The sequence below is a fragment of the Streptomyces sp. NPDC055099 genome (genome assembly GCF_053607685.1).
Genome location: NZ_JBSGUA010000013.1, coordinates 194,652 through 215,077 on the forward strand (window position 1 = coordinate 194,652; position 20,426 = coordinate 215,077).

The following is a 20,426-nucleotide window of genomic DNA, read 5'->3' on the forward strand; positions in this document are numbered from 1 at the left end:
ACCGGACTCGCCCCGCCCTCTGTCTCGTGGAAGGAAGCCCATGACCGTCTCGCCCATCGTCCGCATCACCCCCATCCACCTGACGGCCGGGGCACGGTGCGACGGAGTGACGGGCCTGGCGCTCGAAGGAGAGCTCGACCTCGACACCGTCGCGCGCATCGAGCCCGAGCTGATGCTGGTGACGGCGGGGGGCGGGACGGAGGTCGTCCTGGACCTGGCGGGCGTCACCTTCTGCGACACCTCCGGGGTGAAACTGCTCCTGCGCCTCCACCGGCGATGCGCGGCAGACGGCGTCCGGCTCCGTCTGTGCCACATTCCGCGTCGGCCGGGACAGGTGATGCGCACTCTCGGTGTGGACCGCACGATTCCGTGTGCGTTCATCTGAGGGCGACCACGTGCGCATCACGCGGGTCCACGAGGAGGCCCGCCATAAGGTCCGTTCGGCCCTAGACCCGATGGACGCGCACAGGAACGCTTGACGTCAGGCCGAGACTGATTCGACACACAGCCGCTGTGAAGGATGCGCACGATGAACGAGTACGCGGACTACGCGGGAGATCCCCGCGAAGTGCCGCCCCGCCACCTGGTCTCCCTGTCCCGGACCGACGCACTGCGGCTCCTGGGCGGCGTCTCGCTGGGACGCATCGTGTTCACCCATCAGGCGCTGCCCGCGGTACGTCCCGTCAACCACTGCCTCGACGGCGACGACGTCATCGTCTCCCTCCACGACGGCACGACGCTCGCCTCGCTCACGGCACCCGCCGAGGGGCCAGGGCTCGTCGTGGCATACGAAGCCGATGCGATCGATCCCGAGACCCACCTCGGCTGGAGTGTGGTCGTCACCGGATACGCGCGCCCGGTGACGCATCCCGACGAGTTGGACCACTACCGGTCCGTGCTGCGGCCGTGGGTGGCGGGGGCCATGCAGCATGCCCTTCGTATCCGACCCGACCTCGTCACCGGCTTCCGGCTGACCGATCAGTTCCCGACGGGGAGACCAGCACCCTTCGAAGGGACGCCCACCACCGCGGCCGCGACTCCGCCCCGCGCCTGAGGCAAAGGGCGGCACGCCGCGAGGCGTCATGCGTTGCCGGCGGCGTCCAAGGGGGCACGCCACACGAGTCGGGTGCCCTTCCCTGCCGACCCTTCGATCTTGAAGGTGCCGCCGAGGGCACTCGCCCGTTCCGCGAGGTTCCCCAGACCACTGCGCCGGCCCCCCTCGGGGATTCCCTTGCCGTTGTCCGTCACCGTCAGGACGACCTCGTCGGTGGTGGCTTGCACACTGACCTCCACCCGCGTGGCGTGCGCGTGCCGGGCCGCATTGCTGAGCGCCTCTGTGAGGGCCGCCATGACGTGGTCGGCCACCTGCACGGGCACATCGGTGTCCAGGAGCCCCTCCATGCTCAGCCGGGGCGGATAGCCGAGCGCCGACCCGGCCTCCCCGACCGCTCGGGCGACCTGGGCGCGCAGGCTGGGGGCGGTGCCCTCGTCGCGGGTACGGAGGCCGAAGATCGTCGAGCGAATGATCTTGATGGTCTCGTCCAGGTCCCCGACGGCCCGTTCGACCCTTTCCGCGGCTCCCCTGTGCTCGACCAGTCGCGCGGCGCTCTGCAGGGTCATGCCGGTCGCGAAGAGCCGCTGGATGGCAAGGTCGTGCAGGTCGCGGGCGATGCGGTCCCGGTCCTCCAGCAGGGTGAGCTGCTCGGCGTCGTGACGGCGCTCGGCGAGCTCCAGGGCCAGGGCCGCCTGACCGGCGAAGGCGCGCAGTGGGGCCAGCTCCTCGTCGGTGAAGAGCGGCCCGTCCGCGGAGCGCGCCAGGAGGAGTACGCCGCGGGTGTCCTCACCGCCGGTGCCCAGCGGCACGGCCACCGCGGGCCCCAGGCCATCGAAACGGCGGGGCCCGAAGTGGAACCGCGTGTCGTCCGCCAGGGCGGCGGAGGTGACAGGGGTGCCGGACTTGTAGGCGGCGCCGGACAGAGTGCCGACCACGGGTACGACCAGACCTCGACGCTCGCTCTCGTCCCCCCCGATCGCCAGCTCGACGACAAGGTCGTCGGTTCCCGCGACCGGTACCGACACGTCCGCGAGGCGTGTTCCGGTGATCTCCTGGGCGCGGCGGGCGATCAGTTCGAGGACCTGGAGACGAGGACTGCCGGAGAGCAGGTGATTGGTGATCTCCGCACTGGCCTGCAGCCAGCGCTGCTGACGCTGCGAATTCTGGTACAGCCGGGCGTTGTCGATGGCCACGCCGGCGGCCACGGAGAGAGTGGAGATCACTGCCTCGTCCTCGGCGTCGAAGTCCTGCTCGCCCCGCTTGTCGGTCAGGTACAGGTTGCCGAAGACCTCGTCGCGGACCCGGATCGGCACGCCCAGGAAGGACCGCATCGGCGGGTGGTGCGCCGGGAAGCCGTACGACGCCTCGTGAGCGCCGAGATCGCGCAGCCGCAGCGGTTCGGGGTTGTGGATGATCTCGCCGAGCAGCCCGTGTCCGGCCGGCAGGTGGCCGATCTTGGCGATCTCCTCCTCCGAGAGTCCCGTGGTCAGGAACTGCGACAGCGTCCGGCCGTCAGGACCGATGACGCCCAGCGCGCCGTAACGTGCGTCCACGAGCTGCGCGGCGGCCTCGACGATGCGACGCAGCACCTGAGCCAGGTCAAGTTCCCGGCCCACCGAGACGACGGCTTCCAGCAGGCTGTGAACGCGGTCCCGCGTCCCGCGTGCGGCGTTGATGCGCGCCTGCAGTTCCTCCAACAGCTCATCGAGCCGCATCTGAGGCATCCGCGACAGCGGTTCCTCCACGCCCACAACCCCCTCCTCGGTCCGCAGTACCCCGCCCTTCTCCAGCCTATCCACTGGCACCGATGCTGTGGGAACGCGGAGGTGGAGCCGACGTGATCCGCGGGAATCCCGGAGTCGGCGGACACGGCGGCATGGTGACCCGCGAGGGCACGGCAGACCGGTCCCCTGGAGGGGGCGGGCCCCGAGCGGCTCTACCTACGCGTGGGCGGCATGGAGATGCCGTTCTGTGGCCGCTCCGTCAGTTGGGTGGCCAGCACGGCGGCCTGCACACGGCGCTCCACTCCCAACTTGGCCAGCAGGCGGGAGATGTTGTTCTTGACGGTCTTCTCGGACAGATAGAGCCGCTTGCCGATCTCCCGGTTGGTCAACCCCTCCCCCACCAGCGCGAGGATGTCCCGTTCCCGCTCCGTCAACCCGGCGAGGGCGGACGGCTGCTCCTCCTTCTGCCGGTCACCGCCCCGCAGCCGGGCCATCACGCGCGCGGTCGCTCCGGGGTCCAGGAGGGACTGTCCCGCGGCCACGGTGCGTACGGCGGAAACAAGGTCCGTGCCGGTGATCTGCTTGAGGACATATCCCGACGCGCCGGCCATGATCGCGTCGAGGAGTGCCTCCTCGTCGTCGAAAGAAGTCAGCATCAGGCAGGAGAGCTCCGGCATTTGCGAGCGGAGTTCACGGCAGACGCTCACTCCGTCTCCGTCGGGCAGGCGAACGTCCAGTACGGCCACATCGGGACGGAGGGCGGGGACGCGCACAAAGGCCTGCTCCGCGGTGCCCGCCTCTCCGACCACGGTCAGGTCCGGCTCGGCATCCAGCAGGTCGTGCACCCCTCGACGCACGACCTCGTGGTCGTCGAGGAGGAAGACCTTGATCGGCTCTCGCGCCGCGCCGCCGGTGCCGGCGGTGTTGTCCGTCATCAAACAGCTCCGTCATTCCTGGTCTGCCCCCGAAGTGGGGCGCACTGGAAGCATGTATCCGGCCAGGGTCGAAAGACCAGGGCCGGATGGCCCACTTTCCCCTCACGTATGCTCCGTTCACCGTGGCCCTACTCCTGCGACGTTCCGTAATAGGGAGTCTGCAGGAATAGGGGTCTGCATGCTCTCCTCCAGGCTGCGGAACGACTGTGGCGGCGCCGTCACACGCACGGTGCCGGTCTCGGGCGCTGCTTGGCCGGTTCGGGGGCCGTTCGGCCCTGTTGGTCGTGTCCGCTGAGTGGTGTACTGCAGGTGAAGCCAGGAACTGGCCCAAAATGGCGCGGAGAAGCGGTTCGGTACCGTGCACCGCGCAATCAGGGTCCGCGAGAAGCGGGCGCCAGTTCTTGGCTTCCGTCGATGCCGCCGCCATGGCCGAGAACCAGTCGTCGATGACCTCAAGTCCGGTCAGCCAGTGCGTGATCAGTACGGTGACGTGCCCTCACGGCCGTGAGCACGCGGGCGCATGGGCCGGTCGGCCGCGCACAGAGGTCCACCGGCCTCTACAGACGTCCTCACCGGTCATCGGAAACTGGAGGGAAGAGACGTGCGCAGAAGGAGGCGGGAACCATGCGGCATCGTATGGTGAGCGACCTGATGACGACATCCGTCGCCCGCGTAAGCCGAGACACCAACTTCAAGGACATCGCCAAGCTGCTGGCCGAGTTCGACATCACGGCCGTTCCGGTCGTGGACGACGACGACCGTCCGGTCGGCGTGGTGTCCGAGGCGGATCTGCTCCGCAAAGAGGCAGCGCAGCTGGACCCGGTGGGGCTGATGTCCGCTCTGCGCCCGCGGCCCGCCGACCGGGCCAAGGCGGCGGCGACGACGGCCGAAGGCCTCATGAGCAGCCCGGTCATCACCGCACGGCCGCAGTGGACCGTGGTCGAGGCCGCACGCGTGATGCAGCAGGGCCGGGTCAAGCGGCTGCCCGTGGTGGACGAGGCGGGCCGGCTGGTCGGTGTGATCAGCCGTGCCGATCTGCTCCGCGTATTTCTGCGCAGGGACCAGGCCATCCGTGAGGAGATCGACCGGGACGTGCTCACGCACACCCTGGGCATCGCGCCCGGCGCGGTGACCGTCCATGTCGTCGACGGCCGCGTCTCGCTGAGCGGCACGGTCGCGCACAAGAGTCTCATCGCGGTCACCGTACGGCTGTGCCGAGGTGTGGACGGGGTGGTCGACGTATCCGACAGCCTGGACTACCGGGTTGATGACACCGACAGCCCGACCGCGCACCCCGGGTCGCGGCGCTCCCAGCTGTCGCCCTGAACGCAAGTCACCGGCCGGGTACCGGCGCGACCTTGAGCGCAAGGCATTCTCGTCATGCCAAGCGCCGCCGGTGACTGACCCCGAACGGCCCTACGTTCACGTCTGGTCGGCCCATGCCTTGACTCGCTCGCAGGTGTCACCTTGCTGACTGTGACGACGCCGAGGAGGTGCGGTCCCATGCACGCGGCAGAGCCCAGGCAGCAACTGTTGTGGCGGTGGCGGAGCAATCCGCTGCGTCGGCGCGAGGACCTCGTGGAGGCATGGATCATCTTGGCCGTATGGACGGTCATCGCACTGGGCGGCGCGTTCGTGGGCGTGGTGACGGCTCGTGCCGCCGATGAGTCCTTCACCCGGCTACGCGAAGGACGGCATGCGGTCCGTGCCGTGCTCGTCGAGAACACCGCCGGGGTCGTGCCGACGGACGAGGACCCGTACGGAGGCCATGTCCGGGCGAAGGTCCGCTGGACGGCGTCGGACGGTTCCATACACACCGGCCGAGCCTCGGTGGACTCCGGGCGCAGGGCCGGATCCAAGGTGCTGGTCTGGATGGACAGCAGAGGACGGCTCACGACGGAGCCGCCAACTGCCGCTGAGGCAGCCGCTCAGGCCGGCATGCTGGGCGCCGGGGCCGCGCTCTTCTTCGGTGGCGTGACGTTCGCCGCCGGGCGCGTCGTCCAGTGGCGGCTCGACCGGCGTCGCTACGACCAATGGGGCCGGGAATGGGACCAGATCGGGCCGCAGTGGGGGCGCAGGACCACGTGATCCTGCCCTCACCACGGTCCGGCTCGCCACAGGTTTCCTTCGCTGACGCCGCGCCGCTGATCCCGCCCGAGTCAGGGGGCGCCGGAGAATGCGGGGCCGGACGGCCACCCAGGAGGGGACCAAACGCCCCTGGCAGCCCGAACCGGCAAGGCATGTGCTGGGCGTGTAGGCCGACGCCCGCCGAAATGGGAGGTCGCGATGACGTGGAATAGTAGTGCTTCGTTAGGTTCTGGCTCGGGTGAGGGGGCGTCCGCAGGTGTTGCAGGTGCCGGTCCAGCAGCGGAGACGGTCCTGGAGGGCGTCGAGGACTTGGTAGAGGGTCAGGCTGTGCCGGGGGCTTTTGGGTTGTAGCGCCGCAGGGTGAGGAAGGCCTGGGCGGCGGTGACGAGGGTGACGTGGTGGTGCCATCCGCGCCAGGAGCGGCCCTCGAAGTGGTCCAGGCCCAGGCCGTGTTTGAGCTCGCGGTAGTCGTGCTCGATGCGCCAGCGCAGTTTCGCCCAGCGCACCAGATCTTCGACCGGGGTGGTGGCAGGCAGGTTGCTCATCCAGTACCCAGTCGGCTCCGCGTCCGGGTCAGGCTGCTCGACCAGCAGCGTTTCCGGCGGCAGGACGCCGTCCCACCGCTCGCGGCCCCCGGCCCGCTCCTGGGCTGCGCGACGGGCCTCCTTGCCCGAGGGCCGCACCTGCAGCACGGCAAAACGCGAGGTCATCGCGCCCTTGCTGCCGCGGCGCCAGGTGACCTGCGCAAAGTGGGCGTCCTGGACGAGGCTGGACAGGGGGCGGGGCCGGCTGCGATAGCGCGGCAGGGTGGGTGGCCCCAGGCCGCCGTAGTGGGGCCGGTGCGGCTTGGCGGTCGATGGCCGGGCGACCTCCTTGGACTCGACGGCCTGGATGTAGGACCAGCCGCGGTCCTGCAGCGCGAGCCGGAAGGAGACGCTGCGGCCATATCCGGCGTCGGCCACCAGCACCGGCACTGGCAGTCCCTGCCCGGCCAGACGGTCCAGTGCTTTGAGGGCCAGGCGTGTCTTTGGCTCATGTCCGACGTCGTCCGGCACTCCGGCCCGACGCCGACGAGACAGGTCCTTGGCCCACTCCGGCGGCAGGAACAACTCCCACTCCAGTGGGCAGGAGGCGTCGTCGGTGGCCGCGTGCACGCTGACCGCCACCTGACAGTTGGCCCGTTTACCCAGCGCACCGCAGTACTGCCATGCCACCCCGACCGAGTCTCGCCCGCACTTGGGAAACGACACGTCATCGATCACCCATACCTCGGGCCGGATCACCGTGCACACTCGCTCGGCGACCCGACGGCGCACCGGTGTCCATTCCCAGGGTGACTGGCTGACGAACTGCTGCAGGGCCTGCATGTTCCCGTCCGGCAACCGGGCCGCCATCGGCTGGATCGACTTGCGCCGGCCCTCCAGCATCAGACCCCGCAGATAGCATCCGCCCTTGGCCCGCTGATCCTTCCGCGGCACCGAAGCGAACACATCGGCCACATAGAAATCCAACGCCGCCCGCAGACGGCCCACTTCATAAGCGTCCACGTCACCAACATGCTCTTGATCGACGCCCTCAGGAAGACCTAACGAAGCACTAATAGGTCCTTCACCGAGCCCAGCCGGACCCGTACGGAGTGCGGACGCACCATCGCCGTGTCCCGCTTCGACGCCGAGGAGCTGCCGGCCGGATCGGGGCGCGTGATTCTCGACATCCCACGCGAGCCGTACGACGACGGCCAGATCTGGGCGAGCCTGACACCGCGTGAAGCGCGGGATCTGGCCGGAACGTTGCTGGCACAGGCTGCCGCCGTCGAGCGCGCCGAGGCGCAGCGGCACGCGGAAGGCAGTGCTCGGGAATCCGCAGTTCGCCACCAGGTCGAAGTGGTCCATGTCCGGGGCGACGTCTACGGGGTCGAGGTCCGCGGGCACCATCTGGCCGTCGACCAGCCTGTCGACAGCGGCGGTTCGGACTCGGCACCCACCCCCGTGGAACTCTTCGTCGCCTCGCTCGCCACCTGCGTCGCCCACTACGCCGGCCGGTATCTGGACCGTCACGCGTTCGACCGCGACGGTCTGACCGTGGACGCCCGCTACACCATGGCCACAGACCGCCCGGCGCGCGTCGCCTCCGTGGCGCTCCGTGTGAACGCGCCGGGAGTGCCGCCCGAGCGCGTCGCCGGTCTGCTGGCCGTGGTGCAGCACTGCACGGTCCACAACTCCCTTGAGCACCCGCCCGACGTCACGTTCGGCATCACCTCGGCGCTCTCCCCGTCACCGGAGGAAGGAGAACGACCGAAGTCGACGACAGCCGCCTCGCGGTCACTGCCGGTCGGCGCCGGGGCACAGGCCGTTCGGCCCTGCGAACCGGCGCCCGAGTCATGATGACGAGGTGCGGCGATCCTGGAGGATCTGATGGAAACCGAACCCAAGCCCTCGATCTGTTCACCACTGCTGCTGGACGGCGTCCTCCCGAGGTTCCGCTTCGCGCGTCTGGAGACCATGGCGATCGCGGCTTCGCCGGACACGGTCTTCGACGCCGCGCGCGGGCTGGATCTGCTCAGCGTCCATGCCCCGCTGTTCGACGCGGTGATGTGGGTGCGCGGGATGCCGGACAGGCTCTTTGACCGCACTCCGCCTCCGCTCCCGTCAATGCGGGTCGCCGATCTTTTCGACCTCGCCCGCAAGGGTGAGCAGCCTTGGCTGCCGCTGGGCGAGGTCCCCGGCCGCGAACTGGTCTTCGGCGCGGTCGGCAAGGTGTGGCGGCCTTCGATCGAGTGGCGGTGGATCTCACCGGAGGACTTCACGGCGTTCGACGAGCCGGGCTGGGCCAAGATGGCCGCCTCGTTCGTCGTTCATCCGTACGGGCAGCGGCGTGCCCTGCTGACCTACGAGGCCCGCACGGCCTGCACCGACCCCGAGTCCACCGCGCGGTTCCTGCGGTACTGGACGCTGACCTCGAGCGGTGTCGGCATCGCGCTGCGGGCCACTCTCAGGGCGGTCAAAGCGGACGCCGAGCAGAGGTGAGCAGCTGATCAGCACGCGCATGAGGACCGTGCACCAGAGCATGTGCCGCCGTACGCGGGAAGGCGTAGAGGCCCCCGACGGCCCGACGGACGTGAGCGCCATCAGGTACCGAACGGGCCCTCAAACAGGGTCACTTGCCCCTCGATGCCACAGGTCCCAGCGCGCTGTACTCAGTGGTAGGCACATCCGCGTTCCACCTCACGAAGGGAGAGGAACGTCATGGCCACATCTCGCAAGGTCCGCCGGCTCGCCCTGTGCGCCTCGGTGCTGACTCTCGGGCTGACGCTGCCGACGACCGCGAACGGCAGTCCCGCGGACACCACGTCCACCGCCACCGCGATCACCCCGTCCGGCCGCAGCGGTGACCCGCAGTCCGCCGTCGACCACGTCGCCGACTTCTACGGCACGTACATCGACGCACTCTACGACTCCGGCCGCGGCCGGCTGACCGACGCCCTGCGCCGCCACTACCTGACCGCTGACGCGCGGCACAGTCTGGCTCGCTGGGAGGCCGCACACCACAAGGACGGGGCGCTGCGCGCCAAGGGGGTCCCGGCGCGGTGGAAGGTCGTCTACAACGACAGCGGTATGGGGCACTGCTGGACCCGAGTCACCCTCACCTGGAAGGACCCGGGGCACGACACCCGCCACACGTATCTGATGGTCCAGTCCGACCTGGCGACACGGCTCATCTCCGGCATCCGCGCCGGGGAGTGACCCTGCGCCACGGCTGATGCGTCCAGGCTTCCCCCGCGGCACATGCGAGACGGAGACTGGCAGAGGGGAAGGACACGGTGCCGGAACCGAGGAATTCCATGAACCGCTTCACCACGGCAGGACCGCTCCGCCGGCTCCTCACCGCGGCCCTGCGTCCGCGGACCGAACCGGCTCTGCTGGTCGTCACGGTCGCGGCCCTGACGGCCGGTGGCATCGCCTGGTCCGTCGGCGCGCCGGACATCGCCGACTGGTGCTGGGGCCTGGGCACCCTGGCTGCCATCGCGCCTGCGGTGGCCTGGGTCTTGGATGCGTTGCGGCAAGGGCGCGCCGGAGTGGACCTGATCGCGGTGCTGGCGCTCAGTGGCACCCTGGCCGTGCGCGAGTACCTCGCCGGGGCCTTGATCGCGCTGATGCTGGCGACCGGTCGCAGCCTCGAGGCCGCAGCCCGGCGGCGCGCCTCCCACGACCTGCGTGCGCTGGTGGAGCACGCGCCACGCTCCGCCCGACGCCGATCCGGCACCGAGGTGCACACCGTCCCGCTGGCCGACGTCGCGGTCGGTGACCTGCTCGTGGTGGGCCCCGGAGAAGTGGTCCCCGTCGACGGCCGAGTGGTCGGCGCGACAGCCGTTCTCGACGAATCGGTGCTCACCGGGGAGCCCTTGAACGTCGAGCGCAAGGCAGGTACCCAGGTGCGCAGCGGCGCGGTCAACGCGGGCAGCGCCTTCGACCTGCGGGCCACCGCCACCGAGCAGGACAGCACCTACTCCGAGATCGTGCGCCTGGCCCGGCAGGCCGGGGCGGACTCCGCTCCCGTGATCCGCCTGGCCGACCGCTACGCGGCCTGGTTCCTGCCGCTGACCGTCACGGTGGCGGGTCTTGCCTGGCTGGTGAGCGGTTCCGCGGTGCGGGCGGTTGCCGTCCTGGTGGTGGCCACCCCTTGCCCCCTGCTCCTCGCCGCGCCGGTCGCGATCGTCTCCGGCCTGTCCCGCGCCTCCCGCTGCGGCGTGGTGGTCCGTGACGGAGGGGCTCTGGAGAACCTGGGGCAAGCCCGCACACTGCTTCTGGACAAGACCGGCACCCTCACCAGTGGCCGCCCGCGCGCCCTCGACGTGGCCGCCGCCCCCGGCCAGAAGCCGGCGGACGTCCTGCGGTGGGCCGCCTCGCTCGACCAGTTCTCCCCGCACGTCCTGGCGCACGCCATCGTCGACGCGGCCCGCGAGCGCGGACTGGACCTGTTGATGCCCACGGAGGTGACCGAGGAACCCGGCCGGGGCGCCATCGGCATCGTCGACGGGCATCGGATGTCCGTCGGCCGCTGCAGTGTCCGGGCCGACAGGCCGGCCTGGGCGCGCTCGGTCGACAACCGGGCGCTCCTCGACGGCGCGGCCGTCGCCTGGCTCAGTGTCGATGGCCACCTCTGCGGCGCCGTCCTCCTGCGCGACCCGCTGCGCCTCGACGCACCCCGGACCCTGCGCCGTCTGCGCGCGGCAGGCATCGAACGACTCGTGATGCTCACCGGCGACCGGGCCGGACCCGCCCGTGAGATCGCCGCCGTACTCGGCCTCGACGACGTGCGTGCCGAACTCGACCCGGCCGACAAGGTCGCCGCCGTGCGTGCCGAACGCGAACGCGCGGTCACCGTGATGGTGGGCGACGGCGTCAACGACGCCCCCGCGCTCGCCGCCGCGGACATCGGTGTGGCCATGGGCGCACGCGGCTCCACGGCTTCCTCCGAAGCCGCCGACATCGTCTTGACCACCGACCGCGTGGACCGCCTTGCCGACGCCGTCGCCATCGCTGTGCGCTCCCGGCGCATCGCCGTGCAGAGCGCACTCGGCGGCATGCTGATGTCGCTCGCCGCGATGGCCGCGGCCGCCCTCGGCCTGCTGCCCCCGGCGGTCGGCGCCCTGCTCCAGGAGGGCATCGACGCGGCGGTCATTCTCAACGCACTGCGCGCCCTGCGGGTCGATGAGGCCGCACGTCCCGTCCTCCCACCGGCCACCGAGGCCCTGATCCACAGGTTCGCGGCCGAACACGAGGATCTACGGCACGTCCTCGAGGCCGTACGCGACGCCGCCGACCGCCTCTCCGACAGTTCCGGCCCGAAGGCTCTCGCCGCGGTGAGCGAGGCACACAGGCTGCTGGTCGACCGGCTGTTGCCGCACGAGTACGCCGAAGAGCACCAGCTCTACCCCGCGCTCGCCCCCGCACTCGGCGGCCCCGAGTCGACCGCCACCATGAGCCGCGCCCACGCGGAGATCGAACGACTCGCCCGGCGCATCGCCCTCCACCTCAGCCTCACCGGAACCGACGGCCGACTGACCCCGGAGCAACTCGACGACCTGCGCGCCTGCCTCTACGGGCTGCACACGGTACTGCGCCTGCACTTCACGCAGGAGGAGGAGAACTACTTCTCGCTCGCCCCCTGATGAGGGTCCCGAAGAGCTGATGCCGTCACACGAGTTGCGGCACGATCACCACCGGGCATTCCGCGTGGTGCAGCAGAGTGTGACCCACGCGCCCGAGTTGGAGTCCGAAGTGGCCATGCCTGCGCCGAGCTCCGACGATCACGAGGTCCGCGGCGGCCGAGCGGTGCAGCAGCACCTTGCGGGCCGGCCCCTCGACCGTGGTGCGGCGTACCCGCACGGCCGGATGGTCCGCCGTCGCATCGTGGAGCACGGCATCGAGCAGGGCCGCCGCCCGCTCCTCGTGGTGATGCTCGGGTTCCTCGGCCAGCAGGGGGTGGTCGGTGGTCTCGTGCGCGGGGCAGCGCCAGGCGCGTACGACGTCGAGCGTGCAGGTGCGTGCCTCGGCCTCGCGGAAGGCGAACCGTACCGACTCCGCACCCGCGGAAGGGTCGCCCGCGCCGAGGAGGATCCGTTCGTGTGTGCCCTCCAGCGCCGCCTTGCCGCCTCGGACCACGATCACCGGGCAGTGGGCACGGGCCGCCACCGTCAGACCGACCGAGCCGAGCAGCAGGCCCTTCAACTCGCCGCGGCCACGTGATCCCGTCACCAGGGCCGAGGCGTTGTGGCCTTCGCGCAGCAACGCGTCCACCGCCTCCTCGCGCACCACCTCGGCGGAGACCTTAACGCCAGGGTTGCGCCGTCGGGCGCGCTCCACCGCGGCTCCGACGATGTTCTCCGCCATGACGTGCGCGGAGGGCCGATCCAGGCTGCCCTGCAGCGCGATGCCTTCGTAGCGCTCCCAGAGGGACGCGTGCACCAGGCGCAGCGGCAGACCGTGCCGAGCCGCTTCGTCCACCGCCCAGTCGACCGCCAGGAGGCTCGCATCCGATCCGTCGACTCCCACGACCAAGGGCAGGTCCATCGTCCCCACCGCCTTTCGTCCCGTTGCGGAGATCGCGCAGCGAAGCGGGTTCCACGGTCATCGTCGCACCACCGGCTGAGCGGGAGTAGGGGCGGTTCGGCCCTTGTCAGGGACGTTCGGCACCTGCCGTCCCCGCTCCGGGAGGCAGAGGATGATCACGTGTCGCGGAAGGAGACCGGAAGGAAGACAGGAGCGGGAAGATGGCTGTCGCCCCCCGGATCGTGGTCATCGGTGTCGGAAACGAGTCCCGGCACGACGACGGGGTGGGGCGGGCCGTGATCGAGCGGCTCAAGAAGCGCGCGACCAGCCGTCCTGGCCCCAGTTCACGGCCCCATTCGGGCGAGGGGAACCTCCTGCGGCCCGGCACCCTCCTTGAGACCTGCGACGGCGAGACGAGCTCGGGCACTGGTCTGTCCGATCCGGACGCGGCGCGGGTGGACGACGTGGCACACAGCATGCGGGAGGACATCGTGCGGTACCTCGGCGACACCGCGCGCGGTGCCCTGGAGGACGGGCCATGAGCGAGCGGATCACCCAGCACATCGAGGTCTTCGGCCGCGTCCAGGGCGTCGGCTTCCGGCCGTACGTGCACAGGACGGCGACCACGCTCGGCCTCGACGGATGGGTGTGCAACGTCAACGGGCACGTGGAACTCACCGCTTCCGGACGCCCCGATGCCCTGCACGACCTCGTCGCGAGAATCCGCGAGCAGGCACCGCCACTGGCCGCCGTCCGCCTCGTCCAGGTGACGGACGTGCCGGACGTGCCGGACGACGGCACCCCCACCCACAGCGGCTTCACCGTGCGCTCCAGCCACACCGACGCATTGACCGCACCGCGCGAGATCCCACCCGACGCAGCCACCTGCGAAGCCTGTCTGCGCGAGCTGTTCGACCCCGCGGACCGCCGCTTCCGCTACCCGTTCATCAACTGCACCGACTGCGGCCCCCGGGCCACGGTGATCGAGGACCTGCCGTACGACCGCGAGCGCACCACCATGCGCCACTTCCCGTTGTGCCCCGCCTGCGCGGCCGAGTACGCGGATCCCGCCGACCGGCGTTTCCATGCCGAACCTCTGGCATGTCCCGTCTGCGGACCTCGACTCTCCTGGGGCGCTGTGACCGGCGAAGGCGCCCTGCGGGCCGCGGTGCGGACCGTCGCGGGCGGCGGCATCGTCGCGGTGAAGGGGCTCGGCGGGTACCAGTTGGTGTGCGATGCCACCGACCCGGTGGCGGTCGCCGAACTGCGGCACCGCAAGCGCAGGCCCGTGAAGCCGTTCGCCGTCATGGTGCCCGACCTCGCGGCCGCGCGGCGCCTGGCGCACATCGGCCGTACGGAGCATGCCGTGCTGATCTCGCCGCAGAGGCCCGTGGTGCTGCTCCGCGCACGCAGGCCGCGCCTTCCCGGGACACGCCCGCCGGCGCGGCCGGAAGCACGCCTCGGTGACGCCGGCCACGCCGTCGGGCGGATCGACCCGAAGGTGCACCCCGGCACCGACCGGATCGGCCTCTTCCTCCCCACCACCGGACTGCATCACCTCCTCCTGCGCGAGCTGGACCGACCGCTCGTGGTCACCAGCGGCAATCTCGCCGATGAGCCCATCGCCACGGACGACGCCGAGGCCCTGCGGACGCTCGGGCCGGTCGCGGACGGCTTCCTGACCCACGATCGACCGATCCACGCCCGCTACGACGACTCCGTCGTCCAGACCACCCGCCGCCGCGTGCACATGCTCCGCCGGGCACGCGGATACGCCCCCGTCCCCCTTCAGCTCCCGAGCTCCTCCGAATCCCCCGTGGTGAGCGCCGGCGCCCAGCTCAAGCACACGTTCACGCTGGCCGAGCACGGCCGGGCCCATCTGGGTCCGCATACGGGGGACTTGGCCGACGCGGCGACATACGACGCCTTCCAGACCTCGTACGCGGATCTCACCCGCCTCACCGGGATCGCCCCGCGCGTGGTCGCCCACGATCTGCACCCCGGCTATCTGTCCACGCAATGGGCGCACGCCCAGCGCGTCGACCGCCGGATCGCCGTGCAGCATCACCACGCGCACGTCGCGGCGGTCGCGGCCGAGCACGGACTGGACGGGCCGTTCATCGGGATCGCCTACGACGGCCTCGGTCTCGGTGACGACGGCACCCTGTGGGGTGGCGAGATCCTGGTCGCCGACCTGACCGGCTACCGCCGCGTGGGGCGCTTCGCCCACGCGCCGCTGCCGGGCTCAGAGGCCGCCGTGCGCCACCCCGCCCGGATGGCACTGGGCTATCTGTACGGGACGGAGCCATTGGGCGTGCCCCGGACCGCGCCGTGGCTCACCCGGCCGTTCACCGACCGGCTGGACGCAGGCGAGGTGCGCGCGGTCCGCGCCATGGTGGAGCGCGGGGTGAACTCCCCGCACGCTTCGAGCGCGGGACGGCTGTTCGACGCCGCGGCAAGTCTGCTCGGCCTGGGGGACACGGTGTCGTACGAGGGGCAGGCAGCCATCGCCCTGGAGAACGCCGCGGGCACCGGCCGCGCGAGCGCGCTGCCCTGGCGGCTGACCCGGGCGGACGGGCTGTGGGTGTACGACCCCTCCCCTACCCTCACCGCCCTCCTCGAAGGACTCGCCGCCGGCACCGAAGTGCCCCGCCTCGCCGCCGCGTTCCACACCGCCGTCGCCGAGGTCACCGCAGCGATCGTGGAACGTGCCGTCACCGCCGGCGCCCCGCGCACCGTGTGCCTGGGTGGTGGCTGCTTCCAGAACCGACGCCTGCTGACCGAAGCGGGCCGCCTGCTGCGCGCTCAGGGACTACAGGTCCTGACCGGCAACGAGGTCCCCGTGAACGACGGCGGCATCAGTTATGGGCAGGCCGCGGTGGCGTCCGCCCTCCTCGCACCGCGAACCAGGAAAGGATGAGCGCGATGTGCCTGGGCATCCCCGGACGGATCCTCGACGTTCACGACAGCGCCGGTGTGCGGATGGGCATGGTCGACTTCGGCGGCGTACGACGCGAGGTGTGCCTCGCCTACACCCCGGAAGCGGGCATCGGCACGTACGTCATCGTCCACGTCGGTTTCGCCATCGCCGAGGTCGACGAGTCCGAGGCCGAGCGCACCCTCGACGTGCTGCGCGCCATGGCCGACGCGGTCGCGAGCGAACTGGGCGAGCCCCTCCCCGCGGCGGCGGAGGGCCGCTCTGGGGCCACCGGAAGAGGGCCGTTCGGCACCCCACAAAAGCCGCTCGGTCCCTCCCCCCGAACTGCCGCTCAGGGCCACGGTGAGGCAGGAGGACGTCCAAGGAGGAAGTCATGACGGAACTCGCCGGCGGGCGCGACATCGTGGTCGGCGTCGATGGCTCGGAGGCGTCCACGGCCGCCTTGCGCTGGGCCGCGTCACAGGCTCGGGCCCTGTGCGCGGAAGTCGTCGCGGTGCACGCCTGGGAACCAAGTGCGAACAGGATCGCTCCCTACGCGCCTCTGTCGGCGCTGCCCACGGCCGCGGAGGAACGTGACCGGGCCGCCGGCCTGCTCGCCTCGACGGTACGAGCGGTCTTCGGTCCGCGGATCGACGGTTCCGTACGTGCCGTTCTGGCCGAGGGGCCACCGGCACGAGTGCTGCTGGAGCACGCGCGCGGGGCCCTCATGCTCGCTGTGGGTCGCACGGCCCACGGTGAGTACGAGGGCCCCTGGAACGGCTCCGTCGGCCGCGAGTGTCTGCGTCACGCGACGATCCCCGTGGTCGCGGTACCCGTCGCCGACCGGCCGGCGTCACCACTCCGGGCGGTGAAGGCGTCTCCTCTCACCCGAAGGGAACGTGCCGTGGAGGTGATGTCATGAACGTCCTGGTGGGGTACGCGACCGCGCACGGCTCCACTCGCGAGATCGCGGAGCGACTGGCCGCGGAGCTGAGCGAGGCCGGACTGACGGCCGAGGCGCGGGCCATGGAGACCGTGGACGACGCCGACGCGTACGGGGCGTTCGTACTCGGCAGTGCCGTTCACGGGCAGACCTGGCTGGCCGAGGCAAAGGACTTCCTTGGCACCAACGGAGACATACTCGGCCTGCGGCCCGTATGGATCTTCAGCGTCGGGATGCCGGACGCACTGCGTGGCCCGTGGAGGCGCATGGCCCCCAAGGAGATCCCAGTGATCGTCGAGAGTCTGCCGGGCGGCCTCTCCTACCGCGGTCACCGGCTGTTCTCCGGAGTCGTCTCACGGGACCAACTGCCGCGTACCGGACGTATCCTGTTCCGCCTGGTGGGCGGCCGTTTCGGCGACTACCGCGACTGGGACGCGATCGACGCATGGGCGTCCGGAATCGCCGAACAGCTGGCCCGCGGACAACGCCAGGCAGGCTACCGCTGACGGGCCGCGGCCATCCGCCGCGACTTCAGCGCCCTACGAGCATGCGAGGGTTCGCGGTGGCCGAACTGGACGGCGGCTCCTGAGTCGGCGGCCTGCGTACGCGACGGCGCAGCAGCCGGACGGCAAGCGCGTCGAGCGCCGCGGCGAGGATGAACGTCACACCCATGGCCGCGACCAGCAGCACGGCGAACAGTTCCCAGAACTCCGGCGTGAGAGTCGTACGCACGGTCCTCACTCCCTTCAGGCCGGTGCCGTTCCCTTCACTGTCAGTCAACTCCGAGACGACGCGCGGCTCATGAGCCGACCGGCTCGAACACAGGTCTGGGACGGCCCTTGCGCCGGCTACGTACGCTGGTCTGCACGCCGAAGCCCCGGGTTGGACACCTCTATCGCGTCCGCTCGACCAGGAATGCCACGGTGTCGGCCAGGGTGGTGAGTTCTGGGTAGTCGTCCTCGTCAATCCGCGCGCCCGTGCGTTCGGAGAGGATCTCCACCAAGCTCAGAAAGTCGAGGGAGTCGAGTTCCAGTGCGTCGCGGAACTTGTCGTCCGGTCCGACGCCGTCGAAGTCGGCGTCCGGGACGATCTGCGTGATGGACTCCTTGACGACGGTCATCGCCTCCGAGCTGTTCAAGGGCTTCATCTGGCTCACCACTCCTCCGGTTTCTGCAACAGACGATCGACAGCCATGAGATACCGCGCACCGATCGCGCCGTCGCTCGCGCGGTGGTCGGCGGACAAGGTGGCGGTCACGACGGGTCGTACGCCGAGCATTCCGCCCGTGGCCCAGGGCCTCTCGGCAACCGCTCCGAAGCCGACCAGGGCCACCTGGGGTGGGTGAATGACGCCGAAGACGGACTCCACACCTTGGTCGCCCAGACTGGTGACGGTGAGCGTGGCACCGGACAGCTCGCTGCCGCGCAGGCGGCCTTGACGGGCCCTTTGGACCAGGTCCTTCAACGCGGCCATCAGTTCCTCCGGCTTCAACGTGTCGGCGTCGTGGATCACGGGTGTGAGCAGGCCTCCGTCCCGCAGCGAGACGGCTACACCGAGGTGCACGCCGGTACCGGGCACGAAGCCGCCGTCCTGCCAGAAGCCGTTGAGCTGCGGTACGTCACGGCCCGCGACGGCGGCCGCCTTGAGCAGCAGGGCCGCGGGAACGAGGCGCGCGCCCGGCGAGCGGCCGCGGTTGGCCCGGCGGAGCCACTCCGTGGCGGCCGCGAGGTCGATGGTGGTGGACAGGTAGTAGTGCGGGATCTCCCGTTTGGAGCGGCTCATGAGGTCGCCGATCGCGTGACGCATCGCGGCCGCGCGCTGCGCCTTGGCGTCCTCGTGCGGCTCGGCGGGCGTGGGCGGCCTTCGCTCCGGCCGCTTGGACTCCCCGTCCAAGGGATGCGCTGTCCCGGAGTGCTCGGATTCGCCTCGCAGGCGTACGGCTTCGCTCACGTCCACCGCCCGTACGGCGCCGCTCTCGCCGGAGCCGCGCAGCGCAGCCAGGTCGAGGCCGAGTTCATGGGCGAGCCGTCGCGCGTAGGGGGTGGCCCGCACTCGCGTCCCGGTAGCAGGGACAGCGTGTTCGATGTCGGCCCGGGTGATCCGGCCGCCGCGCCCAGTGCCGTGCACGGCGGTGAGATCGATGCCCATCTCCGCGGCGAGATGCCGGATGAGGGGCCCTGCCTCGACGACAGCAGACTTCGCCGTGGTCGAGGCCGACGCCTTCGCATGCGGCTTCGTGGAAGCGGCACCATCAGCAGCCGACGTCGGCACCGGCTCTGTCACCAGGACGGGGGGCGAGGGAGCCGGCTCAGGGATGGCGGGGGGTGGCTCCGGCACGGGCTCGGCCACGGTCGCGGCAGCGGGCTCCACGGCTGGCTCGGCCATTGTCGCGGCAGCGGGCTCCGCAGCCGGTGCGGCCACCGGCTCGGCGTCCGGTCGCCCGACCGCCGCCCCGGCCCCGGGCGCCTCGATCAGCGCGAGCGGCGTCCCCACCGGCACCCGCGTTCCCGGTTCCACCAGCAGCCGCCCTACCGTCCCTGTCTCGAAGCACTCGACCTCGATCGCCGCCTTGTCGGTTTCCACGACGGCCACCACGTCGCCCTTGTGCACCGGGTCCCCCGGGTGCACGAGCCATTCCTGCAACAGCCCTTCGTCCATGTCCGCGCCGAGGGAGGGCATGGTGAACTCTGCCATCCGAACCCACCGCCCGACGTGCTGCGGCGACGATGTCCGCGACCTGGGGCAGCGCTGCTTCCTCCAGCTTGCGGGCGTAAGGGATGGGAACCTCGGCGCTGCACACGCGCTCGACAGGGGCGTCGAGATCGTAGAAGTTCCGCTCGGTGATGCGGGCGGAGATCTCCGCGGAGAGGCTGCCGCTGCGCCAGGCCTCGTCGATGACGACGGCACGGTGCGTGCGGGCCACCGAGCCGCAGATCGTCGCGTCGTCGAGCGGCCGCAGGACGCGCAGGTCCACCACCTCCGCGCTGATGCCGTGACCCGCCAGTTCGTCCGCTGCCCCGAGGGCCTTGTGCAGCGAACCGCCGTACGTGAGCAGGGAGATGTCCCTGCCGGTCCGGCGCACCACCGCACTGTCCAGGTCCACGGGACCCGCGTCCGCCGGCAGGTCGCCGGAGGCGTTGTAGAGGCCGCCGTGCTCGAAGATCAGCACCGGGTCGGGATCGGCGAGGGCCGGGGCCAGCATGTGCCGGGCGTCCACGATGGTCGCCGGGGCCAGGACCCTGAGGCCGGGGATGTGCGCGTACCAGCCCTCCAGGCTGTGCGAATGCTGGGCCGCCAACTGCCGTCCGGCGCCCGTGGTCATCCTGATCACGAGGGGGACGGGCAGCTGCCCGCCCGACATGTGCTGCAGCGTCGCGGCGTTGTTGAGGATCTGGTCGAGCGCCAGCAGGCTGAAGTTGACCGTCATGATCTCGACGATCGGCCGCATGCCCGCCAGGGCCGCTCCGATTCCGGCGCCCACGAACGCGGACTCCGAAAGCGGGGTGTCGCGGATGCGTTCGGGGCCGAACTCCTCCAGCAGGCCGAGGCTGACGCCGAAGCAACCGCCGTAGCGGCCGACGTCCTCGCCCATCAGGAAGACACGGTCGTCGGCGCGCAGGGCGTCCCGCAGAGCCTCACGCAGGGCTTCGCGATACGTCGTCTTGTGTTCGGCGGGGTCAGTGGTTCCTTTGACCTTCTCGGTCGCAGACATG

General features: G+C 70.8%; 20 protein-coding genes and 1 pseudogene. 13 read left to right on the forward strand and 8 right to left on the reverse strand.

Annotated features, from left to right (window positions below; translation table 11 throughout):
• Nucleotides 1–40: 40 nt before the first annotated feature.
• On the forward strand, nucleotides 41–385 hold the full coding sequence (locus ACWFRU_RS29210) for an STAS domain-containing protein (RefSeq protein WP_409054966.1): 345 nt from the start codon (nucleotides 41–43) through the stop codon (nucleotides 383–385).
• Between the two features lie 144 nt (nucleotides 386–529).
• Nucleotides 530–1,054: a pyridoxamine 5'-phosphate oxidase family protein gene (locus ACWFRU_RS29215; protein WP_453691101.1), complete on the forward strand. Its 525-nt coding sequence runs from the start codon at nucleotides 530–532 to the stop codon at nucleotides 1,052–1,054.
• 26 nt (nucleotides 1,055–1,080) lie between these two features.
• Here ACWFRU_RS29215 and ACWFRU_RS29220 read toward each other — a convergent pair whose 3' ends face one another.
• Nucleotides 1,081–2,805, reverse strand: a complete 1,725-nt coding sequence (locus tag ACWFRU_RS29220; RefSeq protein ID WP_453691102.1) for a sensor histidine kinase — start codon at nucleotides 2,803–2,805, stop codon at nucleotides 1,081–1,083.
• Nucleotides 2,806–2,990: 185 nt separating this feature from the next.
• Nucleotides 2,991–3,713: a response regulator gene (locus ACWFRU_RS29225; protein WP_409054969.1), complete on the reverse strand. Its 723-nt coding sequence runs from the start codon at nucleotides 3,711–3,713 to the stop codon at nucleotides 2,991–2,993.
• A gap of 624 nt (nucleotides 3,714–4,337) precedes the next feature.
• On the opposite strand from ACWFRU_RS29225, the gene ACWFRU_RS29230 reads away from it, so the two are divergent.
• Together ACWFRU_RS29230 and ACWFRU_RS29235 are read left to right on the forward strand one after the other, a co-directional pair.
• Nucleotides 4,338–5,039: a CBS domain-containing protein gene (locus ACWFRU_RS29230; RefSeq protein WP_453691103.1), complete on the forward strand. Its 702-nt coding sequence runs from the start codon at nucleotides 4,338–4,340 to the stop codon at nucleotides 5,037–5,039.
• A gap of 177 nt (nucleotides 5,040–5,216) precedes the next feature.
• On the forward strand, nucleotides 5,217–5,801 hold the full coding sequence (locus tag ACWFRU_RS29235) for an Rv1733c family protein (protein WP_453691104.1): 585 nt from the start codon (nucleotides 5,217–5,219) through the stop codon (nucleotides 5,799–5,801).
• A 320-nt stretch (nucleotides 5,802–6,121) separates the two neighbouring features.
• Here the strand turns inward: ACWFRU_RS29235 and ACWFRU_RS29240 are convergent, their stop codons facing one another.
• Nucleotides 6,122–7,348 carry an IS701 family transposase gene (locus ACWFRU_RS29240; RefSeq protein WP_409061932.1) on the reverse strand — a complete coding sequence of 409 codons (1,227 nt, stop codon included), beginning with the start codon at nucleotides 7,346–7,348 and terminating at the stop codon, nucleotides 6,122–6,124.
• Nucleotides 7,349–7,456: 108 nt separating this feature from the next.
• Here ACWFRU_RS29240 and ACWFRU_RS29245 point away from each other — a divergent pair, with 108 nt between their 5' ends.
• From ACWFRU_RS29245 to ACWFRU_RS29260, 4 genes are all read left to right on the forward strand, one after another.
• Nucleotides 7,457–8,185: an OsmC family protein gene (locus tag ACWFRU_RS29245; RefSeq protein WP_453691105.1), complete on the forward strand. Its 729-nt coding sequence runs from the start codon at nucleotides 7,457–7,459 to the stop codon at nucleotides 8,183–8,185.
• Nucleotides 8,186–8,215: 30 nt separating this feature from the next.
• Nucleotides 8,216–8,827: a hypothetical protein gene (locus ACWFRU_RS29250; protein WP_453691106.1), complete on the forward strand. Its 612-nt coding sequence runs from the start codon at nucleotides 8,216–8,218 to the stop codon at nucleotides 8,825–8,827.
• A gap of 219 nt (nucleotides 8,828–9,046) precedes the next feature.
• Entirely contained in the window at nucleotides 9,047–9,544 is a 498-nt protein-coding gene (locus tag ACWFRU_RS29255) for a hypothetical protein (protein WP_453691107.1), read from the forward strand.
• A gap of 98 nt (nucleotides 9,545–9,642) precedes the next feature.
• Entirely contained in the window at nucleotides 9,643–11,973 is a 2,331-nt protein-coding gene (locus ACWFRU_RS29260) for a heavy metal translocating P-type ATPase (RefSeq protein ID WP_453691108.1), read from the forward strand.
• Nucleotides 11,974–11,998: 25 nt separating this feature from the next.
• Here the strand turns inward: ACWFRU_RS29260 and ACWFRU_RS29265 are convergent, their stop codons facing one another.
• The gene (locus ACWFRU_RS29265) at nucleotides 11,999–12,874 is read right to left on the reverse strand and encodes a universal stress protein (protein ID WP_453691109.1); all 876 of its coding nucleotides are present in this window, start codon (nucleotides 12,872–12,874) and stop codon (nucleotides 11,999–12,001) included.
• A 200-nt stretch (nucleotides 12,875–13,074) separates the two neighbouring features.
• On the opposite strand from ACWFRU_RS29265, the gene ACWFRU_RS29270 reads away from it, so the two are divergent.
• Genes ACWFRU_RS29270 through ACWFRU_RS29290 form a run of 5 tightly spaced genes read left to right on the forward strand, consistent with a single transcriptional unit; the run spans nucleotide 13,075 to nucleotide 17,219 of the window.
• Nucleotides 13,075–13,395, forward strand: a complete 321-nt coding sequence (locus tag ACWFRU_RS29270) for a hypothetical protein (protein ID WP_453691110.1) — start codon at nucleotides 13,075–13,077, stop codon at nucleotides 13,393–13,395.
• Nucleotides 13,392–15,773, forward strand: coding sequence for a carbamoyltransferase HypF (locus ACWFRU_RS29275; protein WP_453691111.1), 2,382 nt, complete (start codon nucleotides 13,392–13,394; stop codon nucleotides 15,771–15,773). The genes ACWFRU_RS29270 and ACWFRU_RS29275 overlap by 4 nt, the downstream gene beginning before the upstream one ends.
• Before the next feature lie 5 nt (nucleotides 15,774–15,778).
• Nucleotides 15,779–16,168, forward strand: coding sequence for a HypC/HybG/HupF family hydrogenase formation chaperone (locus tag ACWFRU_RS29280; protein ID WP_453691112.1), 390 nt, complete (start codon nucleotides 15,779–15,781; stop codon nucleotides 16,166–16,168).
• Nucleotides 16,165–16,692, forward strand: a complete 528-nt coding sequence (locus tag ACWFRU_RS29285; RefSeq protein WP_453691113.1) for a universal stress protein — start codon at nucleotides 16,165–16,167, stop codon at nucleotides 16,690–16,692. The genes ACWFRU_RS29280 and ACWFRU_RS29285 overlap by 4 nt, the downstream gene beginning before the upstream one ends.
• Nucleotides 16,689–17,219 (forward strand): flavodoxin domain-containing protein, encoded by a 531-nt coding sequence (locus ACWFRU_RS29290; RefSeq protein WP_409054981.1) that lies wholly within the window; start codon nucleotides 16,689–16,691, stop codon nucleotides 17,217–17,219. Before ACWFRU_RS29285 ends, ACWFRU_RS29290 begins: the two co-directional genes overlap by 4 nt.
• A 25-nt stretch (nucleotides 17,220–17,244) precedes the next feature.
• On the opposite strand, the gene ACWFRU_RS29295 is transcribed toward ACWFRU_RS29290, so the two are convergent.
• The 4 genes and pseudogenes from ACWFRU_RS29295 to ACWFRU_RS29310 all read right to left on the reverse strand — a co-directional run.
• Nucleotides 17,245–17,445, reverse strand: a complete 201-nt coding sequence (locus tag ACWFRU_RS29295; RefSeq protein ID WP_453691114.1) for a hypothetical protein — start codon at nucleotides 17,443–17,445, stop codon at nucleotides 17,245–17,247.
• 160 nt (nucleotides 17,446–17,605) lie between these two features.
• Nucleotides 17,606–17,860, reverse strand: coding sequence for an acyl carrier protein (locus ACWFRU_RS29300; protein WP_453691115.1), 255 nt, complete (start codon nucleotides 17,858–17,860; stop codon nucleotides 17,606–17,608).
• A 5-nt stretch (nucleotides 17,861–17,865) separates the two neighbouring features.
• Complete coding sequence (locus ACWFRU_RS29305; RefSeq protein WP_453691116.1) at nucleotides 17,866–19,407, reverse strand: dihydrolipoamide acetyltransferase family protein; 1,542 nt, start codon at nucleotides 19,405–19,407, stop codon at nucleotides 17,866–17,868.
• 4 nt (nucleotides 19,408–19,411) lie between these two features.
• A pseudogene (locus ACWFRU_RS29310) lies at nucleotides 19,412–20,425 on the reverse strand (alpha-ketoacid dehydrogenase subunit beta); the annotation flags it as partial.
• Between the last annotated feature and the right edge of the window lies 1 nt (nucleotide 20,426).